This is a genomic window from Streptomyces sp. NPDC048171 (assembly GCF_043202655.1).
Classification (GTDB): Bacteria; Actinomycetota; Actinomycetes; order Streptomycetales; family Streptomycetaceae; genus Streptomyces.
Genome location: NZ_JBIDAU010000001.1, coordinates 523,055 through 547,651, shown reverse-complemented (window position 1 = coordinate 547,651; position 24,597 = coordinate 523,055). Strand labels below are relative to the sequence as shown.

The 24,597-nt window shown below is 72.1% G+C and carries 21 protein-coding genes, 2 tRNA genes and 1 pseudogene; 4 read left to right on the top strand and 20 right to left on the bottom strand.

Going from position 1 to position 24,597, the window contains the following annotated elements; genetic code table 11:
- Positions 1–243: 243 nt before the first annotated feature.
- Complete coding sequence (gene lepA, locus ACGF3J_RS02455) at positions 244–2,112, bottom strand: translation elongation factor 4 (protein WP_161329466.1); 1,869 nt, start codon at positions 2,110–2,112, stop codon at positions 244–246.
- 304 nt (positions 2,113–2,416) lie between these two features.
- Here lepA and rpsT point away from each other — a divergent pair, with 304 nt between their 5' ends.
- The gene (rpsT, locus tag ACGF3J_RS02450; protein WP_122620158.1) at positions 2,417–2,683 is read left to right on the top strand and encodes a 30S ribosomal protein S20; all 267 of its coding nucleotides are present in this window, start codon (positions 2,417–2,419) and stop codon (positions 2,681–2,683) included.
- A 250-nt stretch (positions 2,684–2,933) separates the two neighbouring features.
- Here rpsT and holA read toward each other — a convergent pair whose 3' ends face one another.
- The 9 genes and pseudogenes from holA to leuS all read right to left on the bottom strand — a co-directional run bounded on the left by holA (position 2,934) and on the right by leuS (position 14,725).
- Positions 2,934–3,923 (bottom strand): DNA polymerase III subunit delta, encoded by a 990-nt coding sequence (gene holA / locus ACGF3J_RS02445; RefSeq protein WP_202558298.1) that lies wholly within the window; start codon positions 3,921–3,923, stop codon positions 2,934–2,936.
- A 68-nt stretch (positions 3,924–3,991) separates the two neighbouring features.
- Positions 3,992–4,226: pseudogene (locus ACGF3J_RS02440) on the bottom strand (hypothetical protein).
- Between the two features lie 46 nt (positions 4,227–4,272).
- A complete protein-coding gene (locus ACGF3J_RS02435; protein WP_161329464.1) occupies positions 4,273–5,154 on the bottom strand; it encodes a YceI family protein in 882 nt (293 codons plus the stop codon).
- A gap of 86 nt (positions 5,155–5,240) precedes the next feature.
- Positions 5,241–6,077: an arylamine N-acetyltransferase gene (locus ACGF3J_RS02430; protein WP_161329463.1), complete on the bottom strand. Its 837-nt coding sequence runs from the start codon at positions 6,075–6,077 to the stop codon at positions 5,241–5,243.
- 4 nt (positions 6,078–6,081) lie between these two features.
- Complete coding sequence (locus tag ACGF3J_RS02425; RefSeq protein WP_393853417.1) at positions 6,082–8,613, bottom strand: ComEC/Rec2 family competence protein; 2,532 nt, start codon at positions 8,611–8,613, stop codon at positions 6,082–6,084.
- A 185-nt stretch (positions 8,614–8,798) separates the two neighbouring features.
- Positions 8,799–9,833 (bottom strand): helix-hairpin-helix domain-containing protein, encoded by a 1,035-nt coding sequence (locus ACGF3J_RS02420; RefSeq protein WP_393853416.1) that lies wholly within the window; start codon positions 9,831–9,833, stop codon positions 8,799–8,801.
- 150 nt (positions 9,834–9,983) lie between these two features.
- A complete protein-coding gene (locus ACGF3J_RS02415; RefSeq protein WP_161328977.1) occupies positions 9,984–10,829 on the bottom strand; it encodes a DegV family protein in 846 nt (281 codons plus the stop codon).
- Positions 10,830–10,902: 73 nt separating this feature from the next.
- The gene (locus ACGF3J_RS02410; RefSeq protein WP_161328976.1) at positions 10,903–11,637 is read right to left on the bottom strand and encodes a hypothetical protein; all 735 of its coding nucleotides are present in this window, start codon (positions 11,635–11,637) and stop codon (positions 10,903–10,905) included.
- Positions 11,638–11,824: 187 nt separating this feature from the next.
- Positions 11,825–14,725 (bottom strand): leucine--tRNA ligase, encoded by a 2,901-nt coding sequence (leuS, locus tag ACGF3J_RS02405; protein WP_161328975.1) that lies wholly within the window; start codon positions 14,723–14,725, stop codon positions 11,825–11,827.
- 538 nt (positions 14,726–15,263) lie between these two features.
- Here leuS and ACGF3J_RS02400 point away from each other — a divergent pair.
- On the top strand, positions 15,264–16,490 hold the full coding sequence (locus ACGF3J_RS02400; RefSeq protein WP_161328974.1) for a cytochrome b/b6 domain-containing protein: 1,227 nt from the start codon (positions 15,264–15,266) through the stop codon (positions 16,488–16,490).
- Entirely contained in the window at positions 16,487–18,097 is a 1,611-nt protein-coding gene (locus ACGF3J_RS02395) for an NADH-quinone oxidoreductase subunit NuoF family protein (protein ID WP_161328973.1), read from the top strand. Before ACGF3J_RS02400 ends, ACGF3J_RS02395 begins: the two co-directional genes overlap by 4 nt.
- 55 nt (positions 18,098–18,152) lie before the next feature.
- On the opposite strand, the gene ACGF3J_RS02390 is transcribed toward ACGF3J_RS02395, so the two are convergent.
- From ACGF3J_RS02390 to ACGF3J_RS02345, 10 genes are all read right to left on the bottom strand, one after another.
- A tRNA-Ala gene (locus ACGF3J_RS02390) sits at positions 18,153–18,225 on the bottom strand.
- A 96-nt stretch (positions 18,226–18,321) separates the two neighbouring features.
- Entirely contained in the window at positions 18,322–18,555 is a 234-nt protein-coding gene (locus ACGF3J_RS02385) for a hypothetical protein (RefSeq protein ID WP_019523121.1), read from the bottom strand.
- A gap of 3 nt (positions 18,556–18,558) precedes the next feature.
- Positions 18,559–18,732: a hypothetical protein gene (locus ACGF3J_RS02380; protein WP_202558136.1), complete on the bottom strand. Its 174-nt coding sequence runs from the start codon at positions 18,730–18,732 to the stop codon at positions 18,559–18,561.
- A gap of 201 nt (positions 18,733–18,933) precedes the next feature.
- Positions 18,934–19,006: transfer RNA gene (locus ACGF3J_RS02375), tRNA-Ala, on the bottom strand.
- 121 nt (positions 19,007–19,127) lie between these two features.
- A complete protein-coding gene (locus tag ACGF3J_RS02370) occupies positions 19,128–19,799 on the bottom strand; it encodes a histidine phosphatase family protein (RefSeq protein WP_161328972.1) in 672 nt (223 codons plus the stop codon).
- Positions 19,796–20,242 carry a ribosome silencing factor gene (gene rsfS, locus ACGF3J_RS02365; RefSeq protein WP_161328971.1) on the bottom strand — a complete coding sequence of 149 codons (447 nt, stop codon included), beginning with the start codon at positions 20,240–20,242 and terminating at the stop codon, positions 19,796–19,798. Before rsfS ends, ACGF3J_RS02370 begins: the two co-directional genes overlap by 4 nt.
- Before the next feature lie 106 nt (positions 20,243–20,348).
- The gene (locus ACGF3J_RS02360; RefSeq protein WP_161328970.1) at positions 20,349–22,079 is read right to left on the bottom strand and encodes an LCP family protein; all 1,731 of its coding nucleotides are present in this window, start codon (positions 22,077–22,079) and stop codon (positions 20,349–20,351) included.
- A gap of 16 nt (positions 22,080–22,095) precedes the next feature.
- Positions 22,096–22,791 (bottom strand): nicotinate-nucleotide adenylyltransferase, encoded by a 696-nt coding sequence (nadD, locus tag ACGF3J_RS02355; RefSeq protein ID WP_122620144.1) that lies wholly within the window; start codon positions 22,789–22,791, stop codon positions 22,096–22,098.
- A gap of 59 nt (positions 22,792–22,850) precedes the next feature.
- Positions 22,851–23,018, bottom strand: coding sequence for a hypothetical protein (locus ACGF3J_RS02350; RefSeq protein WP_125494020.1), 168 nt, complete (start codon positions 23,016–23,018; stop codon positions 22,851–22,853).
- 127 nt (positions 23,019–23,145) lie between these two features.
- Entirely contained in the window at positions 23,146–23,307 is a 162-nt protein-coding gene (locus ACGF3J_RS02345; RefSeq protein WP_185832559.1) for a hypothetical protein, read from the bottom strand.
- A gap of 141 nt (positions 23,308–23,448) precedes the next feature.
- Here ACGF3J_RS02345 and ACGF3J_RS02340 point away from each other — a divergent pair, with 141 nt between their 5' ends.
- Positions 23,449–24,591, top strand: a complete 1,143-nt coding sequence (locus ACGF3J_RS02340) for a M48 family metallopeptidase (RefSeq protein WP_161328969.1) — start codon at positions 23,449–23,451, stop codon at positions 24,589–24,591.
- Positions 24,592–24,597: the final 6 nt, after the last annotated feature.

The window sequence follows — 24,597 nt, the reverse complement described above, 5'->3', positions numbered from 1 at the left end:
CGGCTGGATTCACTCTCGGGCGGTGTTCAGGCAGGGCTCGGACAGTTGCCCGATCACTTGTTTAACTCACGAGTAACTACGGGGCAGGCATCAGAGTAAAGGGCGACCGGCCCCCGCGTAAGAGTCCGCGCCCTGTCACTTCCTACAGACGCGCCCCCGTGACATGGGAAGGGACCCGCCGCACTTTCGCACGACGGGCCCCTCTGCGTCCTTTTTGCCAGGACTCGGCATGCCGCGGAGCGGTTACTTCTTGCCCTTGCCCGACCCCGCGCTGTCATCGCTGGAGAGGACCGCGATGAAGGCCTCCTGCGGAACCTCCACGGAACCCACCATCTTCATCCGCTTCTTGCCTTCCTTCTGCTTCTCCAGCAGCTTCCGCTTACGGGAGATGTCACCGCCGTAGCACTTGGCGAGGACGTCCTTGCGGATGGCACGGATGGTCTCGCGGGCGATCACCCGGGAGCCGATGGCGGCCTGGATGGGCACCTCGAAGGCCTGCCGCGGGATCAGCTCGCGCAGCTTGGCGACCAGCCGTACGCCGTACGCGTACGCGGCGTCCTTGTGGGTGATCGCGGAGAACGCGTCCACCTTGTCGCCGTGCAGCAGGATGTCGACCTTGACCAGGCTGGAGGTCTGCTCGCCGGTGGGCTCGTAGTCCAGCGACGCGTAGCCACGGGTCTTCGACTTCAGCTGGTCGAAGAAGTCGAAGACGATCTCCGCGAGCGGGAGGGTGTAGCGGATCTCCACCCGGTCCTCGGAGAGGTAGTCCATGCCGAGCAGGGTGCCGCGCCGGGTCTGGCACAGCTCCATGATCGAGCCGATGAACTCGGTCGGCGCCAGGATGGTGGCGCGCACGACCGGCTCGTAGACCTCGTTGATCTTGCCTTCGGGGAACTCGCTCGGGTTGGTGACGGTGTGCTCGGTGCCGTCTTCCATGATCACGCGGTAGACCACGTTGGGCGCGGTGGCGATCAGGTCGAGGCCGAACTCGCGCTCGAGCCGCTCGCGGATCACGTCGAGGTGCAGCAGGCCGAGGAAGCCGACGCGGAAGCCGAAGCCGAGGGCGGCGGAGGTCTCCGGCTCGTAGACCAGGGCGGCGTCGTTGAGCTGGAGCTTGTCCAGCGCCTCGCGCAGCTCGGGGTAGTCGGAGCCGTCCAGCGGATACAGGCCGGAGAAGACCATCGGCCTGGGGTCCTTGTAGCCGCCGAGCGCCTCCTGGGCGCCCTTGTGCTGGCTGGTGACGGTGTCACCGACCTTGGACTGGCGGACGTCCTTCACGCCGGTGATCAGGTAGCCCACCTCGCCGACGCCGAGGCCGTCGGCGGCGAGCATCTCCGGCGAGTTGGTGCCGATCTCCAGCAGCTCGTGGGTGGCGCCGGTGGACATCATCCGGATCCGCTCGCGCTTGTTGAGCTGACCGTCGATGACACGGACGTACGTGACGACGCCGCGGTACGAGTCGTAGACCGAGTCGAAGATCATCGCGCGGGCGGGGGCGTCCTTGACGCCGACCGGGGCCGGGATCTCGGCGACCACCTTGTCGAGCAGCGCGTCGACGCCGAGGCCGGTCTTGGCGGAGACCTTGAGCACGTCGTCCGGGTCGCAGCCGACCAGGTTGGCCAGTTCCTCGGCGAACTTCTCGGGCTGCGCGGCCGGCAGGTCGATCTTGTTCAGCACGGGAATGATCGTGAGGTCGTTCTCCATCGCCAGGTAGAGGTTGGCGAGGGTCTGCGCCTCGATGCCCTGGGCGGCGTCCACGAGCAGGATCGTGCCCTCGCAGGCGGCCAGCGACCGCGAGACCTCGTACGTGAAGTCGACGTGCCCGGGGGTGTCGATCATGTTGAGGATGTGCGTGCTGCTCTTGTCGTGGGTCGGCGCCCACGGCAGTCGCACCGCCTGGGACTTGATCGTGATGCCGCGCTCGCGCTCGATGTCCATGCGGTCGAGGTACTGGGCGCGCATCTGCCGCTGCTCGACCACACCGGTCAGCTGGAGCATCCGGTCGGCGAGCGTGGACTTGCCGTGGTCGATGTGCGCGATGATGCAGAAGTTGCGGATCAGCGCCGGGTCGGTACGGCTCGGCTCGGGCACATGGCTGGGGATCGCGGGCACGCAGGGTCCTGATTCTTGAGGCGTCCGCAGTGTCTGCGGTCTCGGGTCTCGGGTCGGATCGATACGTAGACTCCATCGTCCCACGGGTGGGGAGCCGGGATGGGTCTGGGACGGCCCGAGGCCGGGTTGTGGCCGCGTCGCGGGCCGGTTGCGGGCTGGTTGCGGCCGGGTTTTGGGGGCGCTGCGGGCCGCTGGTACTGTGGGGGGCTGTGTCTCATGCCCTCTCAGCGCGAGGCACTCCTTCAAGAAATCATCGGTACGGGACCTTCGCGGCCTCGTGCCTGAACCTGCAAAGGCTCAATTCGTGGCGAACATCAAGTCCCAGATCAAGCGGAACAAGACCAACGAGAAGGCCCGGCTGCGCAACAAGGCCGTCAAGTCCTCTCTGAAGACCGCGATCCGCAAGGCCCGTGAGGCCGCTGCCGCGGGTGACGTCGAGAAGGCCACCGAGTACCAGCGCGTCGCCGCGCGTCAGCTCGACAAGGCCGTCTCGAAGGGTGTCATCCACAAGAACCAGGCCGCCAACAAGAAGTCGGCGCTTGCGACCAAGGTCGGCGCCCTCAAGGGCTGAACCCCTCATCTGGTCTGATCGCCGGGTGGACCCAGAGCGGGCCCTCTCTCATCCGCTCCCGTCCGGCACCCAGGATCCATGCGCGGCCTGCGTTCGCCACGCGGGCATGGATCCGCGAGCTTGATCCGAAGGCCCCGGTGGCCGTCCTTCCCCGGACGGACGCCGGGGCCTTCGGTCTGCCCTACGCCGGGGCATTCGGTCGGCCGGGGTGGGTGGAGCGGCCGGGGTGGGTGGAGCGGGTGGGGGCGGGCTACGAGCGTCCGCGTGAGCGTGCCGCGCGTGCGATCGTCACCACGGCCTTCTCCAACGCGTACTCGGGATCGTCACTGGCGCCCTTCACCCCCGCGTCCGCCTCGGCCACGGCGCGCAGGGCCACCGAGACCCCGTCCGGTGTCCAGCCGCGCATCTGCTGCCGGACGCGGTCGATCTTCCAGGGCGGCATCCCCAGCTCGCGGGCGAGGTCGGCGGGGCGGCCACCGCGGGCGGAGGAGAGCTTGCCGATGGCCCGCACGCCCTGTGCCAGTGCGCTGGTGATCAGCACCGGCGCGACCCCGGTCGACAGCGACCAGCGCAGCGCCTCCAGGGCCTCGGCCGCACGTCCCTCGACGGCCCGGTCGGCGACGGTGAAGCTGGATGCCTCCGCCCGTCCCGTGTAGTACTGCCCGACCACCGCCTCGTCGATCGTCCCCTCGATGTCGGCGGTCAGCTGCGACACCGCCGAGGCCAGCTCCCTGAGGTCGCTGCCGATCGCGTCGACCAGGGCCTGGCACGCCTCGGGGGTGGCCGACCGCCCGGCGGTACGGAACTCCGAGCGCACGAAGGCCAGCCGATCCGCGGGCTTGGTCATCTTCGGGCACGCCACCTCGCGCGCGCCCGCCTTGCGGCCGGCGTCCAGGACGCCCTTGCCCTTGGCGCCGCCCGCGTGCAGCAGGACGAGGGTGATCTCCTCGGCGGGAGAGCCGAGGTAGGCCTTGACGTCCTTGACCGTGTCGGCGGACAGGTCCTGCGCGTTGCGTACGACCACGACCTTGCGCTCGGCGAAGAGCGAGGGGCTGGTGAGCTCGGCGAGCGTGCCGGGCTGCAGCTGGTCGGGGGTCAGGTCGCGTACGTCCGTGTCGGCGTCGGCGGCCTTCGCGGCGGCCACCACCTCCTGCACGGCACGGTCGAGCAGGAGGTCCTCCTGGCCCACGGCAAGGGTCACCGGGGCGAGAGGGTCGTCATTCGCAGTCTTCCTGGCCATCGCGACAAGCATCGCACGCACCACTGACAACGGACGCCGGCCGCCGATGCCGGGTGGCCGGCGCGGGGCTACGGCTCCTCGCGCCAGCCCTCCCACTCCCCCGCGAACTCGTCCAGCTCGCCGGGGTCCAGCAGTGCCCGCTCGTCGCACAGGAGGACGAGCCACTGGGCGTCCTCGGCGTCGTCCTCGCCGGCCAGCGCGTCCCTCAGGAGCCGGGAGCCCGAACCGCTCCCCGAGTGCCTGGGCCGCCTCCTCCGCCGCGTCGCGGTCGGGCAGCACCAGTACATGTCTCACATCGCTCACGGGTGCCATTGTCGGGCACCGCGCGGCGAGCGGGGCGCGGGGGCGGTCAGCCCTTGGGCACGGTCTGCACGTCGAGGTCGATGCGGATGCTGGGCCCGACCACGGCGATGCCGCGGGCCAGCATCGTCTGCCAGCTCACCGTGAAGTCGTCGCGGTGCAGTTCGGTGGTGGCGCGGCAGGCCGCCCGCGTCTCGCCCTCCATGCCGTTGCCGAGCCCGAGGTACTCGGTGTCCAGCGTGACCGTGCGCGTCACGCCGTGCAGGGTCAGCGCCCCCGTGACGGCCCACCGGTTGCCGCCGCGGTGCGTGAACCGGTCGCTGTAGAACTCCAGCGTCGGAAACCGCTGCACGTCGAGGAAGTCGGCCGAACGCAGGTGGTCGTCGCGCATCTTCACGTTGGTGTCGATGGAGGCCGCGTCGATGACCACGTGCATCGCCGACCGCTCCATCTCGTCCGCGATCCGCACCGCGCCCGCGAAGGAGTTGAACCGGCCGTGGATCCGGGCCAGTCCGATGTGCCGCGCGGTGAACGCGATCGAGGAGTGCGCCGGTTCGATCTCCCAGTCGCCCGGCGCGGGCAGCTCCGGCGGCTGGGCCACCTGGAGGGTCACGTCACCGAGCGAGGCCAGCGCGTCCTCGGCGACCGTCACGGACGCCCGGTACGGCGTGTAGCCCTCGGCGGAGACGGCGAGCCGGTACTCCCCCGCGGGCACCGCCGCCAGGAACGACCCGAAGGGATCCGTGCCGCCGCCGACCACCTTGCGTCCCATGCTGTCGCTGACCACGAACTCCGCGTTCGGCACCGGCTCGTGGACCGGGTCGAGAACCCGGCAGCTGAGCACCCCGGCGTCCGGCGGGGTGCTCACAGCAGCCAGCGGACCCGTCCGGTGCACCCGCTTCGTACGGCTTCCCAGCAAGCGGCCGATCATCTGCGACACCCTCTGCCCCACATCAGAATTAGTTGACGAATTAACATTCGATCACCGATGGGGCTTTCGAGGCAACACGGGACCACTCACCCGGTATCGGCACCCCGCCGTACCGGGACCCGGTCGAGCCGGATGCCGAAGTGTTCGCGGTACGCGGTGAGCACCTCCTCGTCCGTGCCCAACTCGCGTTCCTCCCGGTCGCCGTCGGGGGCCGTCGCCGTGAGCCGGCGTCCGCTGAGCGTGATCCGTCCCCCGTCCTCGGTGATCCGGGAGCAGACCGTCGACTGGAGGAAGTGCGACCGGGGAGAGGTGCTGTGCCACCACGCGCCGGACACGAAGTCGTCCAGCACCCTCGGGCGGACGTCCACCCGGTACACCGGCCGCCCCTGGCGCAGCACGTCCAGGTCGGCCGCCCGCGCCGTGGCTTCCGCACCGCGCACCCCGGCCGCGTCCGGCCCCGCCTCCACGACCCGGAACGTGCCCCCGGGGTCCTCCTGCTCCGCCCGCTCCCCGAACGCCAGCGGACCGTGGCTGTGCGCCCCGAACCCGACGTCCGCCAGCCAGTCGCCCCCGTCCACCGTCCGCACCAGCAGCACCATGTGGTCGTACGGGATCCCGAGCCGGCCCCCGTCCCCGTAGACCCGCGCGGCGAGCAGCGTGACCTCGTATCCGAGCGCCGCGAGCAACGCGCCGAACAGACCGTTGAGTTCGTAGCAGAAACCGCCCCTGCGCCCGCCCACCACCTTGCCCAGCAGCCGTCCCTCCTCCAGCACGATCTCCTCGCCCAGGTGGACGGAGAGGTTCTCGAACGGCACCGTCCGAAGATGAAGCAGGTGCAGTGCGCGCAGCGCGTCGAGGGTGGGCCGCGCCGGGTACTCGGCCCCCAGTCGGCGGAGATAGGCGTCGACCTGTGCGGAATCCATGCCCTCAGTCTCCCAGGACCCGCAGCGCCCCGCCCGAGCCCGCGACTGCCAGGGCACCGTCCCGGTCCGTGCGCAGCACCGTCGCCCCCTGGCCGCGCAGGGCCGCGACCGTGTCCGGGGCCGGGTGCCCGTAGGTGTTGTCCGCGCCGCAGCTGATGAGGGCCAGGCGCGGAGCCACCCTCCGGATGAGGTCCGGGTCCTGATGAGCCGACCCGTGATGGGCGACCTTGAGCACGTCGACCCCTGCCAGCGCCGCTGCCGCCGGGGAGCGCGCCAGCTCCCGCTGGGCCGGCGGCTCCAGGTCCCCGAGCAGCAGCAGACGCAGGCCGGCCGTCCGCACCAGGAGGGTGACACTGGCGTCGTTGGGTCCCTCGGTGCTCGTCGGCGGCATCGCCCCCGGGCCGGTGCCGGACGGCGGCCACACGACCTCCCAGGAGAGCGGGCCGGCCCGTCGCCGCTCGCCGGCGGCCGCGTGCCGCAGGGGGATCCGTCGCGCCGCCGCCTGCCTGCGGACGGCGTCGGCCTGGTCCGCGGGCTCTTCGAGGGCGGTGGTCTCGATGGCCCCCACCGCACGCCCCCGCAACACCCCGGACAGCCCGGCGACGTGGTCGGCGTGGAAGTGCGTCAGCACCACGAGCGGGACGCGGGTGACGCCGAGCGAGCGCAGACAGCCGTCCACCAGCGCCGGATCGGGCCCGGCGTCCACGACCACGCCCGCGCCCTCCCCCGCCGCGAGCACCATGGCGTCGCCCTGTCCCACGTCGCACATCACCATCCGCCAGCCCGGCGGCGGCCAGCCCTTGATCACCCGGGCCAGCGGCGGCGGCTGCACCACCGCCAGCACCAGCAGCAGCGCGCAGACCCCGCACCACCAGGGATGCCGCAGCAGCCGCCGCCCGACGAGCAGCCCGACCGCCGTGACGAGCGCGAGCAGCGCCGCCCCCGCCCAGCTTCCCGGCCAGTCCACTCCCGCGCCGGGCAGCGCGGCCCCGGCGCGGGCGATCCCCGCGATCCACCCGGCCGGCCAGCCCCCGCACCAGGCCAGCGCCTTGGCCACGGGCATCGCCACCGGCGCCGTCGCCAGCGCCGCGAACCCCAGCACGGTGGCCGGGGCCACCGCGAACTCCGCCAGCAGGTTGCACGGCACCCCCACCAGGCTCACCCTCGCCGACAGCACGGCGACGACCGGCGCGCACACGGCCTGCGCGGCCCCCGCGGCGGCCAGCGCCTCCGCCAGGCGCGGCGGCACCCCGCGCCGCCGCAACGCCGCGCTCCACCGAGGCGCGAGCGTGAGCAGTGCCCCCGTGGCCAGCACCGAGAGCAGGAACCCGTAACTCCTGGCCAGCCACGGGTCGTACAGCACGAGCACCAGCACGGCCGTCGCCAGCGCCGGGAGCAGCGATCTGCGCCGTCCGGTGGCCAGGGCGAGCAGGGCGACGGACCCGCAGGCCGCGGCCCGCAGCACGCTCGGGTCGGGCCGGCACACCACCACGAAGCCGAGTGCGAGCGCACCGCCGAGCAGCGCCGTCGTCCGCAGGGAGAGCCCGAGACGGGGCGCGACTCCCCGGCGCTCACTGCGCTGGGCCAGCCCGGGCGGGCCGAGCAGCAGGGCGAGCACGATCGTGAAGTTGGCCCCCGAGACGGCCAGCGTGTGCGCCAGGTCCGTCTCCTTGAACGCCTCCTCCAGCTCCGGAGTGACGCGCGACGTGTCCCCCACGACCAGGCCCGGGAGCAGCGCCCGCGCGTCACCCGGCAGACCGTCCGTCGCCTCCCGCAACCCGGCCCGCAGCCGCCCCGCCAGCCGCTGCGCCGACGACGGACCGGCCACCACCTCGGGCGCGGCCCGGCCGCCCCGTACCCGCAGCACGGCGGCGATCCGGTCCCCACTCGTCCTCGGGGGCGACGAGCGGGCGGTGACGCGGAGCCGGGTGGTCGGCAGGAGCCCCAGCCAGCGCGAGGCCGCGGGACCGGCACGGGACGGCCGGGCACCGCCGTCGTCGCCGTCCTCACCCGGGTCCTCCTCCCCCACGTCGACGAGCACGAGCACCGGCGTCCGCGTCGAGACCACCGTGGAGTCCTTCTGCATGACCCGTCGTACGTCGGCCTCGATCAGCACCGTGGGCGGGGCTGCACGGTTGCCCCGGACCCGCGGCGTGGTGAGGCGGGGATCTGCGGTGACCTCCACTTCGGCGGTGACCGCGGCGTACTGCCGGCCCGCCCCCGGCACGGGTCCGCGCCGCAGGTCCGCGCCGTGCAGCGCGGCCGAGGTGGCGGCCGCGGCGACACAGAGGAGCAGGGCGGCGACGGCTACCGGGGGCCGTCCGCGCGTCGCGCGCCGCCTCCGCTCCCACCGGAGCAGTACGCCCGCCAGGACCAGGGCACCGGTCACCATGCCCACGGCCCAACCGGCCGACGCGGTCGGCATGACCGCCGCCGTCGCCCAGGCCGCGAGCGCGGGCGGCACCAGGCGCAGGTCCGTGGGCCCCTCCTGGCGGGGGTGAGCCGCGCCGAGCCGGTGGCCGGAGGCGGCGTGCACGGCCGCGCGTGGGGGTGCCGTCCGAGCGTGGGACTGCCCGGCAGGGTCCGTCGACGGGCTCGTGGGCAGATCCGGGAACCGAACCGGGGACAGACCCGTGGGTAGATCCGGGGACAGACCCGTGGACCGATCCGAGGACAGACCCGTGGACCGATCCGGGGACAGGCTGGTGGACCGATCCGTGCTCATGGCCGCACGAGATCCCGCAGGTCGGCGAAGCGGCGCTCGCCGATGCCGTTGACCTCGCGCAACTCGTCCACCGAACGGAAACCGCCGTGCTGGGTGCGGTAGTCGATGATGTGCTGGGCGAGCACGGGGCCCACGCCGGGCAGGGTGTCGAGCTGGTCCGGGGTCGCGGTGTTGAGGGAGACCGGTGCCGCGGGCGGCGCCGCCGCCCCGCTCCCCGCGGTACCTCCACCGCCCGGGACGACCCCCGCGACGGGTGCGGGAGCGCCTACGACGACCTGCTCGCCGTCCACCAGGAAACGCGCCCGGTTCAGCCCGTCGGTCCTTGCACCGTCCCGCACGCCCCCGGCGGCCCGCAGGGCGTCCGCGACCCGTGAACCGGCCGGCAGCCGGTGGACGCCGGGTTTGCGGACCTTTCCGCCGACGTCCACGACGATCTCGGCACCGGGCGTGGGCGACTCCCCACCGACCGCCTTGCCCTCGCCCTCACGCGCGCCCTCGTCCCGCGCTCCGAACGCCGCCGCCTCCCGCACCACCTCGGGCGCCGCCACGGACTGGGTGCGGCCGGTCCAGAAGTGCTGCACGGCGAATAGCCCTGCGACGACGAGCAGCACCGTGAGCGCGGCCACGCTGCGCCGTTCCAGCCCGCACCGCGCCTGCAGCCACACCGGCATCCGCTCCCGCAGCGCCTGCCCGGACCGCTCCTTCCAGGTCGCCCGGACGGCACCATCCGCCGCGGCGGGCAGCGGCGCGTCTCCGCCTCCGCCGGACAAGGGCGGCCCCTTCCCCGACTCCCCGCGCGATCCATCGTGCTCGGCCAGCCCGGCCCGCTCGGCGAACAGCGCCTCCGCCCGCCGCCGCAGCTCCTCCGTGGGTGCGTGCCGGCGTCCGTGCCGGGCGTGGGAGCGGGGCGGGTGGCGGTGTCGGAGCCGCCCGTCGGAGGACGGTGCGCGGCCCGGACCGCTGGACCCGATCGCCGAGCGTGACTGTGAGCGCGAGGGGGACTGTGAACGAGAGCGTGATCGAAGTGCCATGCGCCGAGGATCCGACACCTCGACCCGCCCGCGACGATCATGGTCGATTCCCGTGGACTACCCACGGGTTGTGGAAAACTCCGCCCCCCGAACGGGCGACGCGCCACGCCGTGATCGCACCACCGCGCGATCGCAGCACCGCAACGCCCCTCACCGCGACGAGACGACGACCCCCAGCAGCCCGGGCCCCGTATGCGCCCCGATCACCGCCCCGACCTCGCTCACATGCAGGTCGGCCAGCGCGGGCACCCGCTCCCGCAGACGGTCCGCCAGGGCCGACGCCCGGTCCGGGGCGGCGAGATGGTGGACGGCGATGTCGACCGGTGCGCCGCCCGCCCGGTCGGCGGCGATCTCCTCCAGCCGGGCGATGGCCCTGGACGCCGTCCGGACCTTCTCCAGGGGCTCGATGCGGCCACCCTCCAGCTGCAGCAGGGGTTTCACGGCGAGCGCGGAGCCGAACAGCGCCTGGGCCGCCCCGATCCGCCCGCCGCGGCGCAGGTAGTCGAGGGTGTCGACATAGAAGTAGGCGGAGGTGCCCGCGGCCCGCTTCTCGGCGGCCGCGACGGCCTCGTCCACCGTGCCGCCCGCCTCCACCGCGTCCGCGGCGGCGAGCGCGCAGAATCCGAGGGCCATCGCGATCATTCCCGTGTCCACGACGCGCACCGGGACCGGCGCCTCCCGGGCCGCGACGACGGCGGCGTCGTGCGTGCCGGACAGCTCGGCGGAGAGGTGGAGCGAGACGATGCCGTCGACGCCGGACTCGGCGATCTTCCGGTAGGTCTCGGCGAACAGGGCGGGGCTGGGGCGGGAGGTGGTGACCGGGCGCCGTTTCTGCAGGGCCTGGGCCAGGGAGCGGGTCGAGATCTCGGTGCCCTCCTCCAGCGCCCGGTCGCCCAGTACGACGGTCAGGGGTACCGCGGTGATGCCGTGCCGCTCCATCGTCCGGGCCGGGAGGTAGGCCGTTGAATCGGTGACGATCGCGACATGGCGGGACATGAGCTGGAGGTTACCTGGCGTACTGTCCGTGCGGCAGCCCGGCCCCGGTGGCCGGGGGTTCACACGGGTGCCGTCAGGTCGTGCTCTCCGGGCGGGCCTTCTTCTGCCAGGGGTACACGGGGTTCGGTCCGGGCGGGTCGAGGGCGGGGCGCGCCGTCTCCTCCGCCGGTTCCTGCACCGGGGGCTCCGGCCAACTCTGCCGGGCGGCGGGGGCGTCGGCGGCCGGGGCCTCGGGCCAGGGCGGCGGCGCGGCGGCGGGCTCCGTCTCCGTCCAGTGCCGCAGGGCACCGGCCTCGACGTCGATCTGCGCGCTCAGCGAGTCGAGGTCGTCGTCCGCGAAGCGGCGGGCCCGGTCACGGGCGGCCCAGCGCAGGGACTCGGCCGACCGCGTGATGCGCTCGGTGCGTTCGCGCAGCGAGGGCAGCAGCTCGGCGAGCGTCACGCGGTCCGGCTCGGCCTCCAGCCGCCGCAGCTCCCCGTCGAGTTCGAAACCGTGGGCGCTGAGCCGCTCGAAGAGGGCCAGCGACTCCTTGAGGGACGCGTCCTCCGCCACGCGCGCGTGCAGCGCGTCCTGCGTGGCCCGCATGGACGTGCGCAGGCTCAGCCGCAGCTGCGCCAGCTCGCCGAGCGGGCCGGTCTGGACGAGGGACTTCGCGCGCAAGGTGTGGTCCTCGACCGTGCGCCGGGCCTGGGTGATACCGCGGTCCACGCTGCGCTTGGCCGCGCCGACCGCCTTCACCGTGGCGTAGACGCCCAGCACCACGGCGAGCACGAAGAGCAGGGCGAAGACGGTGATCACTGCTTCCACGAAGCTCCTCCTCCGAGCGTCCGGCCCGCGCGCGCCGGCGTCCGCGGCACTCTTCGCGCCGCTCTTCCACGGTAAACGCAACGGGCAGGCCCAGGGTTCCGGCGGAACCCCGAACCTGCCCGTACCCACTCCCCGGGGCGCCCCTAAGGGATCCCCCCGAGAACGGTGGGAAGCGGCGTCCGTCGCCTCACGCGGGGACGATGTTCACCAGCTTCGGCGCCCGCACGATGACCTTCCGGATCCCGGCCCCGCCCAGCGCGGCCACGACCTTCTCGTCGGCCAGCGCCGCCTTCTCCAGGTCGCCCTCGGAGATGCCCGGGTCGACCTCCAGCCGCGCCTTGACCTTGCCCTTGATCTGCACGACGCAGGTCACGGTCTCGTCGACGACGTAGGCCGGGTCGGCCACCGGGAAGTCGTGGTGCACCACGGAGTCGGTGTGCCCCAGCTTGCGCCACAGCTCCTCGGCGACGTGCGGGGCCAGCGGCGCGACCAGCAGCACCAGGCGCTCGGCGACCGTGCGCGGGACCGGGCCACCCACCTTGGTCAGGTGGTTGTTCAGCTCGGTGACCTTGGCGATGGCGGTGTTGAACCGCATGCCCTCCAGGTCCTGCCGGACGCCGTCGATGGCCTTGTGCAGGGCACGCAGCGTGTCCGTGTCGACCTCGGAGTCCGCGACGTCCGTGACGGTCACCTCGCCGGTGTCCTCGTCGACGACGTTGCGCCACAGTCGCTGCAGCAGCCGGAACTGGCCCACCACCGCGCGCGTGTCCCAGGGCCGGGAGACGTCCAGCGGGCCCATCGCCATCTCGTACAGACGCAGCGTGTCCGCGCCGTACTCGGCGCAGATCTCGTCGGGGGTGACCGCGTTCTTCAGGGACTTGCCCATCTTGCCCAGCAGCCGGGAGACCTTCTCGCCCTGGTGGTAGTAGGCGCCGTCGCGCTCCTCCACCTCGACGGCCGGCACCGCGATGCCGCGGCTGTCCCGGTAGACGTAGGCCTGGATCATGCCCTGGTTGAACAGCTTGTGGAACGGCTCGGCCGAGGACACGTGCCCCAGGTCGAACAGCACCTTGGACCAGAAGCGGGCGTACAGCAGGTGCAGCACGGCGTGCTCGGCGCCGCCGACGTACAGGTCGACGCCGCCGTGCGGCAGGCCCTCGCGGGGGCCCATCCAGTACTGCTCGATCTCCGGGTCGACCAGCCGCTCGGAGTTGTGCGGGTCCAGGTAGCGCAGCTCGTACCAGCAGGAACCGGCCCAGTTGGGCATGGTGTTGGTCTCGCGGCGGAACCGGCGGGGACCGCGCCCGTCGCCCAGGTCCAGGGTGACGTTCACCCAGTCCTCGTTGCGCGACAGCGGCGTCTCGGGGCGGGTGTCGGCGTCGTCCGGGTCGAAGGTGCGCGGCGAGTAGTCCTCGACCTCGGGCAGCTCCAGGGGCAGCATCGACTCGGGCAGCGAGTGGGCGATGCCGTCCTCGTCGTAGACGATCGGGAAGGGCTCGCCCCAGTAGCGCTGGCGGCTGAACAGCCAGTCGCGCAGGCGGAAGTTGACGGTGCCCTCACCGGTGCCGGTGCGCTCCAGCCACTCGGTCATGCGCTCCTTGGCGTCGGCGACGCCCAGGCCGTCCAGGCTGATCTCGCCGTTGGACGAGTTCATGATCTTCGCGTCGTAGGAGCCGAAGGCGTCCTCCCACGTCGCCGGGTCGGTGCCGCGGCCGTCGGTCGGCTCGACCACGCAGCGGATCGGCAGCTCGAAGGCGCGCGCGAACTCGAAGTCGCGCTGGTCGCCCGCCGGGACGGCCATGATCGCGCCGGTGCCGTAGCCCATCAGCACGTAGTCGGCGATGAAGACCGGGACGCGCTCGCCGTTGACCGGGTTGGTGGCGTAGGCGCCGATGAAGACGCCGGTCTTGTCCTTGGCCTCGGCCTGCCGCTCGACGTCGGACTTGGACGCGGCCTGCGCGCGGTACGCCGCCACGGCCTCGGTCGGGGTGGCGTGGCCGCCGGTCCACACCTGGTGCGTGCCCTCGGGCCAGGCGGCCGGGGTGAACTTCTCGACCAAGGGGTGCTCGGGCGCCAGCACCATGTAGGTGGCGCCGAACAGGGTGTCCTGGCGGGTGGTGAAGACGGTGATGCGCTCGCCGTCGACGGGGAAGTCGACGCGCGCGCCCTCGGAGCGGCCGATCCAGTTGCGCTGCTGCAGCTTGATGGCCTCGGGCCAGTCCAGGCCGTCCAGGTCGTCCAGCAGCCGGTCCGCGTAGGCGGTGATGCGCATGTTCCACTGGCGCAGCTTCGACTTGAAGACGGGGAAGTTGCCGCGCTCGGAGCGGCCGTCGGCGGTGACCTCCTCGTTGGCCAGCACGGTGCCCAGCCCCGGGCACCAGTTGACGGGCGCGTCGGAGGCGTAGGCCAGGCGGAACTCGCCCAGGACGTCGGCGCGCTCGGCCTCGCTCAGCGTGTTCCAGGCGCGTCCGGCGTGCCCCGGGACCTCACGCTCGCCGGAGGCGAACTGGGCGACCAGCTCGTCGATCGGGCGGGCCTTCCTCGCCTCCTCGTCGTACCAGGAGTTGAAGATCCGCAGGAAGATCCACTGGGTCCACTTGTAGTACTCGGGGTCGATCGTGGCGAACGACCGGCGCTTGTCGTGGCCCAGGCCCAGCCGGCGCAGCTGGCTCACCATGTTCTTCATGTTGGCCTCGGTGGACACGCGCGGGTGCGTGCCGGTCTGCACCGCGTACTGCTCGGCGGGCAGTCCGAAGGCGTCGAAGCCCAGGGTGTGCAGGACGTTGTGGCCGGTCATCCGCTGGAAGCGGGCGAAGACGTCGGTGGCGATGTACCCCAGGGGGTGGCCGACGTGCAGGCCCGCGCCGGAGGGGTACGGGAACATGTCCATGATGAACTTCTTGGGCCGGGCGACCACCTCGGGGTCACCCGCCAGGTCACCCTTGGGGTTCGGCGCCGCGTACGTCTCCTCGGCGTCCCAGAAGTCCTGCCAGCGTGCCTCGATCTCGGCGGCCATGGCGGCCGTGTAGCGGTGCGGCGCGGCGTCCGCCGACACAGGGGCGGTCGCCGCGGGGTTCGTCTCGCTCATGATCCTCAAAGCTCCATCGATCGTCTCTGCCAGCGGCTGCGACCTTCAAGACCAGCGGCAACCAGCGGCTGCGAATGCCGGGAAATGAAAAATCCCCTCGCACAGGAGGGGACGCCGCGCCGATTCCGGCCACCGGACTACGACCGGGGTCGGGACTGATCAGCGCGGCTCGCTAAGCAGAAGGCGTACGGCACGCATGGCGTCAGGGTACCGCAGTCGCCGATCGGGCCGCGACGCGCGTTCCGGCCGGCCGCGCGACCGGCAGACCTGAACCAAGGTCAAAGGTTACTTCGCGTAACAACCAGTAAGGGGACAACACTACGAGCGCACTGTCTTTTGATAACAACGCAATAACTCAAACCTCGTACCCACGGGTATGGCGCCACTTAGAGTGCGGCAGCGGGACCGCTTTCCCGAACCGCTCCGGAGTTGCCCCCATGAACCCTCCCCCGATCCGCCCTCCGCTCCACTCCCCGTTCCACCCTCGCGACACCGGCTCGACGCCTCTCGGCGCGTCCGTGAAGTGGGGAGTTCTGCCGTGGTGACCAACGACAGCACGGCAGACGACACCTTCGCCGAGTTCCTCAACTTCGGCGCCGGCGTCCTCTCCCTGGTCTTCCTCAGCTGCTCGGTGATCTGGGGACTCCTCGCCCAGGACCGGATCGTCCTCGACACCCGCCAGCGGATCCTGGCCCAGGCCGTGCACCGGATCACCGCGGTCGCCTCGGTCGTGTTCCTCGTGGTGCACATCGGGGTCAAGCTGGCCCTGGACCACACCACCTGGGTCGCCGCCGTCCTCCCGTTCGGGCTGCTCGCCACGGACGACGAGGAGTTCGGCGGCCGCGCCGTCCTGATCGGCTTCGGCACCCTGGCCAGCATGCTCATGATCTTCGTGAGCGTCACCGGCGCCCTGCGCACCCGCTTCGCGTCCGCGTCCCCCGTGGCCTCCCGCTGGCGGGCCATGCACATGCTCGCCTATCCGGCGTGGTGCCTGGCCCTGCTGCACGGGCTCTACGCGGGTCGAGCGGCGAAACCGGTCTTCACGATCCTGTACGGCCTGTCCGTCCTGGGCGTCATGGGCGCCCTGGCGCTGCGGGCGGCCCCCCGGCCGGTCAAGCGCAGGGCCGCCGACCGGATCGCGGCCCTCTTCGGCACCGGGGAGCGGCCGGTCCGCGAGGAGCGGCCGGAGGAGCGGGCCCAGTGGAAGGACCCCGCGGCGCTGCCCGGTTACGAGCGGGCGACGCGGCGGCGCGGCAGGTCCGCACCCCTGTACGAGACCGCGGAACGCGTGACTCCGCCGGAGCGCGCGAGCGGCTTCGCGGCGGCCTACCGCGCCGTCTCCGGCCCTTCCGGCACCCGCCGGCCACCGCTGGCGGGCGACGGCACCGGGTCCCACACGCTGCCGCCCGACATGCGCCCCACCGAGACGATGCCCTACGTGGACAGCGCCGCCGGCACCTCGGGCAACTGGCCCATACCGTCGCCGCCGCCGGTCGGCGAGGCACCCCCGTCGGCCTACGACCCGCTCAACGACACGGGACACACCATCCCGGTCTATGGCAATCCGGATGCCTCCGGCTACGGGTCGAGTGACGTGTACGACACCGCTGAGACGAACGCGGTCTACGACACGTACTACCCGAACGACACGTACAACAGCGGTCCCGCCAATGAACCAACCCCCGGTGCGCCGTCGTCGGCCTACGACTTCGACGCACCGGGTTCGGGCGAACCTTGGAACACGCCTTCCGGAGGCCATAAGTGAACGAGGCCCTGCCCGACGTCCCAGAAGTCCGCGTCGTCGGTCTTCCCCAGCTCACGTCGGGCTTCGACCTTGTCGAGCGCCTGGATCTGCCGATGCACCTCAAGGTGCACGGTCCGCTCGAACCGATGGGCGGGGAGCAGCTCGCGCAGCTCTCGGAACGCATCAACCTGAAGGGCCGCGGCGGCGCGGGCTTCCCCTTCCACAAGAAGCTGCGCTCGGTCGCCGAGGCGGCGATCAAGCGCGGCGTCCGGCCGGTCGTGGTCGTCAACGGCAGCGAGGACGAGCCGGCCTGCCGCAAGGACACGGTGCTCATCAACCGTGCCCCGCACCTGATCCTGGACGGCGCGCTGCTGTGCGCCGAGGCGATGGGCGCCCGCACCCTCGTGATCGGGGTCACCCGCGAGTCCACCCAGCGCTCCATGGAGGCCGCCCTGGCCGAACGGGGCCTCAGCAACGGCCGCCGTTCCGCCCTGCGGGCCCGCGTGCAGCGCAACCCGGTCCGCATGGTGACCGGTGCCGCCGCCTCGCTGATCCGCTCCATCGACGGCGGCCCGGCGATCCCGCCCGGCCGCAAGGTCAGCGCCTCGAAGAGCGGGGTCGGCGGCGCCCCGACCCTGCTGTCCAACGCCGAGACCTTCGCCCAGCTCGCGATCGCCGCCCGCATCGGCCCCGAGCGCTACGGCAACACCGGGCTGTACGACGAGCCCGGCACCGTGATGCTCACCGTCTCCGGCGCGGTCGCCCGGCCCATGGTGATCGAGGTGCCGACGGGGGTGCCGCTGCGCTACGTCCTCCAGCTGGCCGGCGCTCCGCCGGTGCCGCAGGGCGTGCTGACCGGCGGCTACCACGGCAAGTGGCTCGACGCGGCGAGCGTCGACGAGGCGATCGTCTCCCGCAACTCCCTGCAGCAGGTGGGCGGCTCGCTCGGCGCGGGCGCGATCCTGCCGATCGGTCAGGACACCTGCCCGCTGGGCGAGTCCCTGCGGGTGGCCCAGTGGCTGGCGCAGGAGAGCGCGGGCCAGTGCGGCCCCTGCTACCTCGGTCTGCCCGCCGCCGCGCGCGGCCTGGAGGACATCCTGAACGGTGGCGGCCCGGCCGCCCTGGAGGCCGTCAAGCAGGTCGCGCGGAACGTGAAGCGGCGCGGCGCCTGCTCGCACCCGGACGGCTCGGCGATGTTCCTGGAGTCGACCGTCGCCGCGTTCACCGACGACCTCGCCGCCCACGTCCTCGGCAACGGCTGCGGACGGCCCGTGGAGGGCGTCCTGCCGCTCTTCGAGGGAGGCATGGCACCCACGGGCGTCCCCGGCGGCGACGAGACGAACGGCCCCAGCCGGCAGAAGATCTACGTCGACTGGACCCTGTGCCGGGGCCATGGGCTGTGCGCGGACATCCTCCCGGAGGTCTTCCAGCTGGGCGCCGACGGATTCCCGACGGTCGCACAGGCCGACGTGCCGCGGTTCGCGGAGGCCAAGGCGGTGCGCGCGGTGCGCCGCTGCCCCGCGCTGGCCCTGCGGATCGAGGAGGACCTGCGCGGACCGGCTCCGTCCTCGCGCACCAACCTGCCGGTCCTCTCCCAGGGCCGGGGGCGCCGGGCGCTCGGCCGCTGACGGCGGACACGAAGAAACCCCCGGATCACGATCCGGGGGTTTCCTTCTGAAGCTGTGGAGCTAAGGAGAATTGAACTCCTGACCTCCTGCATGCCATGCAGGCGCTCTACCAACTGAGCTATAGCCCCTTGTCCTTCATCCGCCCGGTCTCCCCGGCGGCGACGCCAACATTACACGGTCCACCGGGGCGAACACCAAATCGTTTCCGTTCCGTCCGGTTTGCCCTAAGCCGTCACGAACGAGTAGAACCGCTTGAGGGTGCAGTGCTCCTCCAGGAGCCGGCCGTAGATCGGTTCGCCCTCCAGCTCGCGGTACGTCTCGATCGGGTCGCCCTTTATGATCAGCGCCCGCGCGCATTCCTCGCACCAGTACTGGTAGTCCGGGTTGAGCGGCTCCATGTCGCGCACGATCGGCGTACCGCTGCCGCACCAGTCGCACTTCCGCCTGTGTGCACCCATCGATCAGCTCCAGCTGTGGCCGCAGGCCGTGCACACGTACGAGATTCCGCCGTTGTCACCCAGGACTTGGGCCACGTGCCCGGAACCGCAGGAGGGGCAGCGGAGGCGGGTGACCGTGGTCCGTGCCACCGCTCCGCCGAGGAGGTGACCGACCTCCTCGAGGATGCTCGCAGGCATCGCCACTCCCTCCCGTCGGGTCGCGGTCCCCTTCCGGCCGTTTGATTCTGCCACGACCGGGCCAATACGGTCAGCGACGCCTCAGTACCAGTCGGGACACGGAGTTCCACAGGGGTATACGCCCCTGGGAGCCCAGTTGCTCAAGCGGGTGGATGCGAAAAATCCCGCCCCCCGAGGGGGACGGGATTCGTCCGTGGGCTGTGGAGCTAAGGAGAATTGAACTCCTGACCTCCTGCATGCCATGCAGGCGCTCTACCAACTGAGCTATAGCCCCTGGTGTCACGCGGCTGGGCCGCGTGCTCCGGTTCGCTCCGCTCGGCGGGGCGAACAAGAAGAACTCTAGCCTGTGGCCTGCCGGAAAGTGAAATCCGGGGACCGGGGCCGCCGCCGGCGGCTCAGTCGTCGTCGCCGAGCACCGGTTCCGGCAGCGTGCCGGCGTTGTGCTCCAGCAGTCGCCAGCCGCGCGCGCCCTCGCCGAGGACCGACCAGCAGCAGTTGGTCAGGCCGCCGAGGCTCTCCCAGCTGCGCGGGTCGAGGCCGAGCAGGCGGCCGATGGTGGTGCGGATGGTGCCGCCGTGGCTGACCACGACGAGGGTGCCGTCCTCGGGGAGCTTCTCGGCGTGCCGCAGGACCACCGGAGCGGCGCGGTCGGCGACCTCGGTCTCCAGCTCGCCGCCGCCTCGGCGCACGGGCTCGCCGCGCTTCCACGCCGTGTACTCCTCGCCGTGCCGGGCGATGATCTCGTCGTGGGTCAGCCCCTGCCAGACGCCCGCGTAGGTCTCCCGCAGGCCCTCCTCCAGGGTCACCTCGAGGCCGGTGAGGGCGGACAGCTCGGCGGCCGTGTCCGCGGCCCTCACCAGGTCGGAGGCGACGATCGCGTCGGGCCTCAGGTGGATCAGCAGCTCGGCCGCGCGGCGGGCCTGGGCGACGCCGGTCTCGGTCAGCTCGACGTCCGTGCTGCCCTGGAAGCGGCGCTCCACGTTCCACGCGGTCTGGCCGTGCCGCCAGAGGATGACGCGCCGGCCGCGGCCCGGCCGGCCCGCGGCCACCTCGCCGGTGGCGCTCATCGCCAGTCCCCGTCGGTCTCCGTCGCCTCCTCGGCGGCCTGGAGCCTGGCGTGCTCCTCGGCCTTGCCGCGGGTCTCCTTGGCGTCGGCGGGCAGCTCCAGCTCGGGGCAGTCCTTCCACAGCCGCTCCAGGGCGTAGAAGACGCGCTCCTCGCTGTGCTGGACGTGGACGACGATGTCGACGTAGTCGAGCAGGACCCAGCGGGCCTCGCGGTCGCCTTCGCGGCGCACCGGCTTGGCGCCCAGTTCCTTGTTCAGCCGCTCCTCGATCTCGTCGACGATCGACTTGACCTGGCGGTCGTTGGGCGCGGAGGCCAGCAGGAAGGCGTCCGTGATCGACAGCACGTCGCTGACGTCGTAGGCGATGATGTCGTGCGCGAGCTTGTCGGCCGCCGCCTGGGCGGCGGTGCTGATGAGTTCGATGGAGCGGTCGGTCGCGGTCACTGCCTGGCTTTCGGGTCGGCGGTCGGTTGACCTCAAGGGTCTCACGACCGCCGACGGCGGCCCACGCCATAACCGGGCCGCCGCCCCGCGAAGGGGCCCGCGGCTGCTACGACGCCGGTTCGTAGTCCTGGCCGAGCACCACCGAGACCCGTGCGTTCGCGGAGGTCTTCCCCTGGGCGACGGCGCCGGTGGGCAGGCCCAGGGTCTTGGCGACCTGGACGGCGTTCTCCTTGTCGGCGGCCTCGGCGTAGACGACCTCCGACTTCGGCTCGGTGCCGGAGGCGGTGCCGCCGGACAGGAAGGTGAAGCCGCCGTTGAGCAGGACGACGCGGGCCTTGCCGGTGCGGTCCTCGACGCCGGTGGCGTTGCGGACGGAGACGCTGACGGCAGCGTCCTTGTCGGGGCTCTTGGCGGTGCCGCCGAGGATGTCCTTGACGACGTTGTCGCTCGCCTCGGCGCTGAGCGAGCCGCCCTCCTCGACGGGCAGCAGCTCGGTCCTGAAGTCGCCGCCCTTGGCGAGGTCGGAGAGCCCGGCGAGGAAGGAGCCGAGGTCCTTCTCGGTCAGCGGCGGGTCGAGGATCAGCCCGAGGGTCTGGATGGTGGTCGTCGCGGCCTGCGGGTCGGAGGACAGCTTGCGCAGCACCCCCTGCATGACCTGCCCGAACCGCTGCAGCTGGGCGTCGGCCCGCTCGCCCGAGCCGCGGTGGGTGGCGTAGGCGACGGCCATCTTGCCGCTGAGGGTCTGCCCCTGGCCCTTGCGCACCAGCGGCGTGGCGCCCTTGTCCTTGGCCTCCGGGTCGGCGACGTCGGCGTCGGTGTCGACCTCGATGTTGCCGACCAGGTCGACGAGGATCTGGAGGTACGGGGTGTCCAGGCGCCAGGTGCCCTCGATGTCGGTGCCGAGGGAGGAGTCCAGGGCCGTCCGGGTGGCATCGGGGCCCTCGTCGTCGACGGACTTGGCGAGCGTGGTGGTGCTGCCGTCGTCGCCGGTCAGGGCGAGGTCGTTGGGCACCAGTACGGCGGTGCCCTTCTTGGTGGTGGTGTTGTCGACGAGCAGCGCGGTGGAGGTGGAGCCGCCCTTGGTGTCGTGCAGGTGGACGGCGATCACGTCACGCTTCTGGGCGCCCGCCGCCGTCGTGCCGCCGGTCTTGTCGTCGGAGGAGCCCACGCCGGGGAGCTTTCCGGCGTACCAGAGGTAGCCGACGCCGCCGACCGCGACCAGGGCCAGGACGACGACCAGGGCGACGACACGCGTGCGTGCGCGCCGCCGGGCCTCCTCGCGGCGCTCGGTGCGGTTCTCCGTGAACTTCATCCAGTCGATGACGTCCTCGGAGTCGCCGGCCGGCTCCTCGACGAAGGCGAACTGCTCGGTCCGGTAGTCCCGGTCGTCGGCGCCGGGGGCGGACGGCTGCGGTTCCTCGCGCGGGCCCGCCTGCTGCGGGATGTGCGCGGTCTGCTCGGCGACCCGGGGCTGCGGGCCGCTGGTCGCGGCCTGGCCGTAGGGGTCGTACGGCTGCTGCGCGGCGGGCGGATGGCCGTAGGAGCCGTGGCCGGGCGTGGCGGGCTGCTGCCCGGTGTCGTAGCCGGTACCGGAGCCGTAGGGGTCGTACGGGTCGTAGGGCCGCTGGGCGGCCTGCCCGCCGTCCGGGGCGGTGTACTGGTCGTAGCCGTAGCCCTGCTGCCCGTACTGCTGACCCTGCTGCTGGTACGGGTCGTACTGCTGCTGCCCGCCGGGAGCGGCCTGGGCCTGGCGGTAGACCGGCCGGCCGTACTCGTCGTAGCCGACGAGTTCGTACTGGTCGTCGCCGCCGTATCCCGCGGCGTATCCGTCGTTCACCGGTGCCCCTCTCGGTTCACTCGCCGCGGTACAGCTGGCGTTTGTCGATGTAGCGCACGACTCCGTCCGGCACCAGATACCAGACGGGATCGCCCTTGGCGACTCTCGCACGGCAGTCCGTGGAGGAGATGGCGAGGGCCGGGACCTCGACGAGCGAGACGCCGCCCTTGGGGAGCCCGGCGTCCGTGAGGGTGTGGCCGGGCCGGGTGACGCCGATGAAGTGCGCCAGGGAGAACAGCTCCTCGCTGTCGCGCCAGGTGAGGATCTGGGCGAGGGCGTCGGCGCCGGTGATGAAGAACAGGTCGGCGTCCGGATTGAGGGCGCGCAGGTCGCGCAGGGTGTCCACGGTGTACGTGGGGCCGCCGCGGTCGATGTCGATGCGGCTCACGGAGAACTGCGGGTTCTCGACGGTCGCGACGACGGTCATCAGGTAGCGGTCCTCGGCCGCGGACACCGTTCGGTGGCTCTTCTGCCACGGCTGTCCGGTGGGGACGAACACCACCTCGTCGAGCTGGAACTGCGCGGCGACCTCGCTGGCCGCCACCAGGTGCCCGTGGTGGATCGGGTCGAAGGTGCCGCCCATGACGCCCAGACGGCGCTTCCCCGGCGACGACGGGCCGTTGCCCGGACCGGTGGCGCGGGCGGGCACCGCGTTCTGCGTGCCGCGCCCCGGCGTGTACGCCGGGCCGGTAGGCGTGTCCTGCTCTCCCATGCGTGCAGACCCTACCGGCCCACCCCGGGCACCCCGGCCGCCCCCACGGCCACGGGTGCTCAGCGGTCGCGGTTGAACCGGGTGGTGATCCACAGCAGGAGCATCAGGGCGATGAACGCGCCGATGCCGGTGACGTAGGGGCTGAGGCTCTCGTGGTTGCCGCTGTGCTCCTCGCCGCCCTCGGCGGCGAGGGTGGCGAACTGGGCGGCGCTGAGGGGAAGGCTCATCGGCAGGACCTATCCGGTGTGGGCGGGACAAGACGTCCGCTCATCGTATGCGGGCCGCTCACGGGCGATCACGCCGACTCCGCCGACGGAAGCGCTCGGGAGGGGTCCGGGGAACCTTCGGATCGGCTCAGTCGTCCTTCCGCTTGTACCCCCGCAGCAGGAACCACGCGGTCAGCACGCACCCCAGGACCATGACGATCAGGACGATCCGGAGCAGATTCCCCGGCCCCTGCTGCTCGGCGGCGGTCGCGGCCCCGGCGAGCCAGTCGGGGTGGGGGATGTGCTGCATGGCGTGGACTCCTTCGACGTACTGCCCGTCCACGGTATCGCCGCCTAGGCTGGGCCCGGCTCCGGGGGTGCAAAGGACCGCACAAGGGTTCGCAAAGGCCAGACACCCGCACGGGCCACACACACGCACATGGGGGAAGACATGTCCGACGGCCACCAGGACAACGGGCACGAGCACGTGCCGAGCCGGCAGCGCAGGCGCTTCCCGGGGATCTCCTCGCGTGCGTACGAGCATCCGGCCGACCGCAGCGCGCTGGTGGCGCTGCGCAAGCTGAGCGGCTTCGACACGGTCTTCAAGGCGCTGAGCGGCCTGCTGCCCGAGCGGAGTCTGCGGCTGCTGTTCCTGTCCGACTCGGTACGCGTCTCGGACCGGCAGTTCGCCCATCTGAACGTCATGCTGCGCGACGCCTGCTACATCCTGGACCTGGAGAAGGTCCCGCCGATGTACGTCAACCAGGACCCGGTGCCGAACGCGATGTGCATCGGCCTGGACGAGCCGATCATCGTCGTGACCACGGGCCTCGTCGAGCTGCTCGACGAGGAGGAGATGCGTGCGGTGGTCGGGCACGAGGTCGGGCACGCGCTGTCCGGGCACTCGGTCTACCGGACCATCCTGCTCTTCCTGACGTCCCTGGCCGTCCGGGTCGCCTGGATCCCGCTGGGCAACGTGGCGATCATGGCGATCGTGACCGCGCTGCGCGAGTGGTTCCGCAAGTCGGAGCTGTCCGCCGACCGCGCGGGGCTGCTGGTGGGCCAGGACATCCAGGCGTCCATGCGCGGCCTGATGAAGATCGCGGGCGGCAACCACCTGCACGAGATGAACGTGGACGCCTTCCTGGAGCAGGCCGACGAGTACGAGGCCGGGGGCGACCTGCGCGACTCCGTGCTGAAGATCCTCAACGTGCTGCCGCGCACCCATCCCTTCACCACGGTGCGGGCGGCCGAGCTGAAGAAGTGGGCGGCCTCCCGGGACTTCCAGCGGATCATGGACGGCCACTACCCGCGGCGCGACGAGGACAAGGACACCTCGGTCCGGGACTCCTTCCGGGAGTCGGCGTCCCACTACGCGACGCACGTGCGCGGCTCCAAGGACCCGCTGATGAAGCTGGTCAACGACATCGCGGGCGGCGCCGGTGACCTCGGCGACCGGATGCGGCGGGGCTTCGGCGGCTTCACGTCCTCCCAGTCGCGACCGCCCGGTGACGCGAACGGGTCCTCCGAGGGCCCGGCGGGCGCCGACGGCCCCGAGGATCCGGACGGCCGGCCGCCCCGCGACGGCGCCTGAGCCGGC